Origin of the sequence: Pseudomonas sp. (assembly GCF_050739655.1) — a bacterium.
In the GTDB taxonomy this organism is placed as follows: domain Bacteria; phylum Pseudomonadota; class Gammaproteobacteria; order Pseudomonadales; family Pseudomonadaceae; genus Aquipseudomonas.
Window position 1 is genome coordinate 1 of record NZ_JBOIBY010000434.1, and the last position, 5,161, is coordinate 5,161.

General features: G+C 60.4%; 5 protein-coding genes. 3 read left to right on the forward strand and 2 right to left on the reverse strand.

The window, feature by feature from the left end:
• The first annotated feature begins 208 nt into the window (after positions 1–208).
• From ACRESJ_RS21115 to ACRESJ_RS21125, 3 genes are read left to right on the forward strand one after another with little or no spacing between them, the layout of a single operon-like run.
• Positions 209–514, forward strand: coding sequence for a PepSY domain-containing protein (locus ACRESJ_RS21115; RefSeq protein ID WP_431759634.1), 306 nt, complete (start codon positions 209–211; stop codon positions 512–514).
• A gap of 3 nt (positions 515–517) precedes the next feature.
• Entirely contained in the window at positions 518–1,186 is a 669-nt protein-coding gene (locus ACRESJ_RS21120) for a response regulator transcription factor (protein WP_431759635.1), read from the forward strand.
• Entirely contained in the window at positions 1,183–2,499 is a 1,317-nt protein-coding gene (locus tag ACRESJ_RS21125) for a sensor histidine kinase (protein ID WP_431759636.1), read from the forward strand. Before ACRESJ_RS21120 ends, ACRESJ_RS21125 begins: the two co-directional genes overlap by 4 nt.
• Positions 2,500–2,672: 173 nt before the next feature.
• On the opposite strand, the gene ACRESJ_RS21130 is transcribed toward ACRESJ_RS21125, so the two are convergent.
• Together ACRESJ_RS21130 and ACRESJ_RS21135 are read right to left on the reverse strand one after the other, a co-directional pair.
• The gene (locus tag ACRESJ_RS21130) at positions 2,673–4,349 is read right to left on the reverse strand and encodes an MFS transporter (protein WP_431759637.1); all 1,677 of its coding nucleotides are present in this window, start codon (positions 4,347–4,349) and stop codon (positions 2,673–2,675) included.
• 332 nt (positions 4,350–4,681) lie between these two features.
• Positions 4,682–5,161, reverse strand: a 480-nt coding sequence (locus tag ACRESJ_RS21135) for a methyl-accepting chemotaxis protein (protein WP_431759638.1), incomplete at its 5' end; no start/stop codon positions are given.

A 5,161-nucleotide genomic window follows, 5' to 3' on the forward strand; every position in this document is an offset into this window, starting at 1 on the left:
CGCTCTGCGTGGGAATGCCTCAACGGACGCTCCGCGTTCGGCTCTTGATTGGGACGCAGAGCGTCCCGGGCTGCATTCCCACGCGGAGCGTGGGAACGATCAACAGGGGGCGACGGTGTAACGATCAATGATGGCAATTCAGTTTCAATTAAGTTCTCATCGCTAAGGTGCCAACCGTAGGCAACACATAAAAAAAGCGGAGACCCTTATGAACCCCCTGACTGCCCTGTTCATCGCGCCCATCATAGGCCTCGCTGCCAGCATCGCCCACGCCCGCGATCTGGACCAGGACGAAGCCCTGCGCTTGCGCCAACAGGGCGTGATCCTGCCGCTTGAGCAAGTGTTGCAGCAGGCGCTGGACCGCTACCCGGGGGCCAAACTGTTGGAAGCCGAGCTTGAAGAGAAGCATGACGTCTACATTTATGAAGTCGAATTGCTCACTGCCGAGGGCGTGGTTCGGGAGCTCGATCTTGATGCCGCCACGGGCCGTTTACTGAAAGACAAGGACGATTGACCGATGCGTTTGCTGCTGGTGGAAGACCATGTGCCTTTGGCCGACGAACTGTTGGCCGGCCTCAATCGCCAGGGGTACGCCGTGGACTGGCTGGCCGACGGTCGCGATGCGGTGCATCAGGGCAGCACCGAGCCCTACGACCTGATCATTCTCGACCTGGGCCTGCCGGGTGTGCCGGGGCTTGAAGTGCTGGCCCGGTGGCGCGCCGGTGGGTTGGCCACGCCAGTCATTATCCTCACGGCCCGCGACTCCTGGGCCGAGCGCATCGAAGGCCTCAAGGCCGGTGCCGACGATTACCTGACCAAACCATTCCACCCGGAGGAGCTGCATTTGCGCATCCAGGCGTTGCTGCGCCGCTCCCATGGCCAGGTCAATCAACCCACCCTCAAGGCCGCCGGCTTGCACCTGGATGAAGGCCGCCAATGTGTCACCCGCGATGGCGCGGACATCCAGCTCACGGCGGCCGAGTTTCGCCTGCTGCGTTATTTCATGCTGCACCCTGAGCAAATCCTCTCCAAAAGCCACCTCGCCGAACATCTTTACGACGGTGAAACAGAACGCGACTCCAATGTGCTGGAAGTCCACGTCAACCACCTGCGACGTAAACTGGGGCGCAGCGTGATCGAAACCCGTCGTGGCCAGGGTTACCTGTTCGGCGGGCAAGCGCAGTGAGGTCGATCCAGCGTCGCTTGAGCCTTGGGCTGATCAGTGTGATGGTGATTGTCGGCCTGGTGCTGGCGCAAACCAGCTTGTGGTTGTTCGAAATGGGTTTGCAGCGTTATCTCGAAGCCGGGCTGCGTAACGACAGTGAAAGCCTGCTGATGGCCCTGGTGCGCGGCCCGCAAGGTTTGCAATTGGATGAACGGCGGTTGTCGCCGGCTTATCAACGCCCGTTTTCCGGACATTACTTCCGCATCGATTTTGCCGACAGTCATTGGCGCTCCCGTTCATTGTGGGACCAGGAACTGCCGCACCTCGACCATGCCGGCCTGCACAGCAATCTGCAATTAGGCCCCGAAGGGCAGCAATTGCTGGTGTTGCGTTCGGACTACCGTCGCCTGGGCCAGTCGATCTCGATCAGCGTGGCGCAGGACTACACACCGGTGCAGGAAAGCTTCCAGCGCATGCGCCAGGTCGGTCTGGGCCTCGGGTTGGCGGGCTTGTTGCTGATTCTGCTGTTGCAACGGATCACCGTGCGCCGAGCCCTGCGACCACTGGAGAAGGCCCGCGAACAGATCGCGCAATTGCAACAGGGCCAGCGCTCGCAACTTGACGAGCAAGTCCCGGTGGAACTGGAACCGCTGGTGGCGCAGATCAACCACTTGCTGGCCCACACTGAAGACAGCCTCAAACGTTCGCGCAATGCCCTGGGCAATCTCGGCCACGCCCTGAAAACCCCGCTGGCGGTGCTGTTGAGCCTGGCCTCAAGCGAACAGCTCGACGCGCACCCGCAATTGCGCAAGGTGCTTAAGGACCAGTTGGAGCAGGTCCAGCAGCGGCTCAATCGTGAACTCAATCGGGCACGCTTGTCCGGCGATGCACTGCCGGGGGCGCTGTTTGATTGCGACGCCGAGCTGCCGGGGCTGTTGGCGACGTTGAACATGATCCACGGCGAACACCTGACGCTGAGCTATCGCTCACCGGCCGGACTGCAGCTGCCATGGGATCGCGAAGACCTGCTGGAATTGCTCGGAAACCTGTTGGATAACGCCTGCAAATGGGCGGACGCCGAAGTCCGCTTGAGCGTGGTAGAGGGGGCAGAAGGGTTTGAGTTGAGTGTGGAAGACGACGGCCCGGGCATTCCCAAAGAGCGACGCGATCAAGTGTTCAGCCGCGGCACTCGGCTGGATGAGCAGACTGACGGGCATGGCCTTGGGTTGGGGATCGTGCGGGATATTGTCGAGACCTGGGGTGGGGTGTTGCACTTGCAGGAAAGTGAGTGGGGTGGGTTGAAGGTGTTGATCGAATTGCCAAAACGTACTTGAAGCCCACCAGGAAAAACCTGTGGGGCAAAAACCTGTGGGAGCTAGCCTGCTAGCGATGGCGATGTGTCTGACACATTGATGTTGGATGTGCCGCCGTCATCGCTAGCAGGCTAGCTCCCACAGTTGATTTGGGTGATATCAAGTCTTTTGTTCGCCGCTACCTCCCACAGGGATCAGGTGTGATGAATCTCCCGATCCTTGGTTTCCGGCATGAATAAGATCCCCAGCACCGCTGTCATCACCGCGATGACAATCGGGTACCACAGCCCGTAGTAGATATCGCCTGTGGCCGCGACCATCGCGAATGCCACGGTGGGCAGGAAGCCGCCGAACCAGCCGTTGCCGATGTGGTAGGGCAGCGACATCGAGGTGTAGCGGATGCGCGCCGGGAACAGTTCCACCAGCCAGGCCGCGATCGGGCCATACACCATGGTCACGTAGATCACCAGGATGGTCAGGAGCAGCAAGACCATCGGGTAGTTGGTCTTCGCCGGGTCGGCCTTCTCGGGGTAACCGGCTTCCTTGAGGGCAGTGGTGAGCGTTGCGGTGAAGGCATCGTTCTGAGCCTTGAAGTCAGCGGCCGGCATGCCGGTGCCCTCGAAGCTCTGGATCACCTTCTCGCCAATACGCACTTGGGCAACCGTACCCGGCTCGGCTTTCTCGTTCTTGTAGGGGATGGCCCGTTTGGCCAGCACGGTCTTGGCCAGGTCGCACGAACTGGTGAATTTGGCTTTGCCCACCGGGTCGAACTGGAACGAGCACTGGTCAGGATTGGCAATCACCGTGACCGGATTCTTCTCCTGGGCAACGAACACGTCGGGGTTACCGTATTGGGTCAGTGCATGGAAGATCGGGAAGTAGGTCAGGGCGGCGATGATGCAGCCGGCCATGATGATGCCCTTGCGCCCGATGCGATCGGACAGGCTGCCGAAAATCACGAAGAACGGCGTACCGATCAGCAGCGAGCCGGCAATCAGCAGGTTGGCGGTTTGCGGGTCGATCTTCAGCGTCTGCAGCAAAAAGAACAGCGCATAGAATTGCCCGGTGTACCAGACCACGGCCTGGCCTGCGGTGCCGCCGAGCAGGGCCATGATCACAATCTTGAGGTTATCCCAGCGGGCGAAGGACTCGGTCAGCGGCGCTTTGGAAGCCTTGCCTTCAGCTTTCATTTTCACGAACACCGGCGATTCGCTGAGTTGCAGGCGGATGTACACCGAGACGATCAGCAACAGGATCGACACCAGGAACGGAATCCGCCAGCCCCAGGCCTCGAAGGCTTCAGTGCCCAGGATCGTGCGGCAGGCGAGGATCACCAGCAGCGAAAGAAACAGGCCGAGGGTCGCGGTGGTCTGAATCCACGAAGTGAAGAAGCCGCGTTTGCCTTTGGGCGCATGTTCGGCCACGTAGGTGGCTGCGCCGCCGTACTCACCACCCAGCGCCAGGCCTTGCAGCAAGCGCAAAGTGATCAGGATGATCGGCGCCGCCACGCCAATGGTCGCGTAGCCGGGCAAAAAGCCCACCACCGCTGTGGAAACACCCATGATCACGATGGTGATGAGGAACGTGTATTTACGTCCGATCATGTCACCCAATCGACCGAACACGATTGCCCCAAAAGGCCGCACGGCAAAGCCCGCAGCGAACGCGAGCAGGGCGAAGATAAAGGATGTGGTCTCGTTGACGCCGGCAAAAAAGTGCTTGGCGATGATCGCGGCGAGGGAACCGTACAGATAAAAGTCGTACCACTCGAACACGGTTCCAAGGGACGAGGCGAAGATGACCTTGCGCTCCTCCCGGGTGATCCCGCGATTGGGCGCGCTGCCCGTGGTTGTGTTGTCGATTGCCGCCATGGGGTTTCTCCGTTGTTCTTGTTATAGGCCGGAGCACCTCTCAATTGTTGCCGCACCCTGGCCCTGGGGCTAATGTCTTCGGACTACGGATTGCGCGAAGTGTGGACACGAACTGACGGCCTCGCATCGTTGCAAGGTTTCCTGAAGCATAAACGTGATTGCGCAGATATCCACTCGCCATCATTTGGTGATGAGAATGGATGCGCGGGGGATACCTGTGGGAGCTAGCCTGCTAGCGATGACGGTGTGTCTGACACATTGATTTTGAATGTGCCGACGTCATCGCTAGCAGGCTAGCTAGCTAGCTCCCACAGGGGGGGGCAGTGAGGGGCTTAGACGCGGAACTGGTCCATCAAACTCTGCTGCTGATTGGCCAGGCGATTGAGCGACTGGCTCACCCGCGCCGATTCATTGGCCTGCCCCGACAGCGACTCTGTCACGTCGCGGATGGTTGCTACGTTGTTGTTGATCTCCTCGGCGACCGCACTTTGCTCTTCGGCCGCACTGGCGATTTGCAGGTTCATGTCGCTGATCACCGTCACCGCGTCGCCGATCTGCCGCAGCGCCGTCACGGCCTGCCCAACCTGCTCGACACTGCCCTGAGCCTGTCGATGGCTGTTGCCCATCGAGGCCACCACGTCCTGGGTGCCGCTTTGCAACTGTTCGATCACCAGGCGGGTTTCTTCGACCGACTCCTGGGTGCGTCGCGCCAGGTTGCGCACTTCATCGGCCACCACGGCAAAACCACGTCCGGCTTCACCGGCACGGGCCGCTTCGATGGCGGCGTTGAGTGCCAGCAGGTTGGTCTGTTC

Excerpts from the sequence above, each read along its gene's own strand:
- ACRESJ_RS21115 (WP_431759634.1), top strand. The coding sequence starts at position 209 with ATGAACCCCCTGACTGCCCTGTTCATCGCGCCCATCATAGGCCTCGCT.
- ACRESJ_RS21120 (WP_431759635.1), top strand. The coding sequence starts at position 518 with ATGCGTTTGCTGCTGGTGGAAGACCATGTGCCTTTGGCCGACGAACTG.
- ACRESJ_RS21130 (WP_431759637.1), bottom strand. The coding sequence starts at position 4,349 with ATGGCGGCAATCGACAACACAACCACGGGCAGCGCGCCCAATCGCGGG.